Below are 561 nucleotides of genomic sequence, written 5' to 3'. Positions count from 1 at the left end.
GCGATATAGGCCTTGTATGGCGACCAAGCTCGTCACGTCTTGAAACCTTTCATCAGTTAGCTGATGTAGTCTCAGAATTGCTTTAAAAAACTAGAAAGTAAAATTCAAAAGAAAAAGAGCAGCTATTTGGCTGCTCTTTTTGTTTGTTTATTTGAGAAGAAAAACAAACAAATAGTGGCGTTAGAAGCTTATTTATCTATTTTACTATAACGTTAGATTTTGAAAAAACTCAGCAAGTCTTTTTGCTTAACAGCTAATGAAGAGAGTTCTTCACTTGCCTGTTTGCTCTGCTCAATTCCTGAAACATTTTGATGAACAATATCAAAGGTCAGAGAAACATTTTGTGAAATATCTTGTGTTACGCCAGATTGTTCTTCAGACGCTGTGGCTACTTGTGTGTTCATATCAGATATTAGTTGTACTGAGTCAGTGATAGAAGCGAATGCAGCACGAAGCTGTTCGCTATACTGTCTAGATTCTTCTGCTAACGAAAGATTGGATTGCATAAATTGGTTCGCATCTTTCGCTTGAGCCTGAAGGCGAGATATTATTTCTTGAATA

General features: G+C 36.5%; 1 pseudogene. It reads right to left on the bottom strand.

From position 1 onward, the window contains the following. Positions 1–212: 212 nt before the first annotated feature. Positions 213–561: pseudogene (locus tag AB4653_RS22895) on the bottom strand (methyl-accepting chemotaxis protein); the annotation flags it as partial.

Origin of the sequence: Vibrio sp. 10N.222.48.A3 (assembly GCF_041475345.1) — a bacterium.
Classification (GTDB): Bacteria; Pseudomonadota; Gammaproteobacteria; order Enterobacterales; family Vibrionaceae; genus Vibrio; species Vibrio tasmaniensis_A.
The sequence above is the reverse complement of the archived record's forward strand: the minus strand, read 5'-3'. Positions and strand labels throughout refer to the sequence as shown.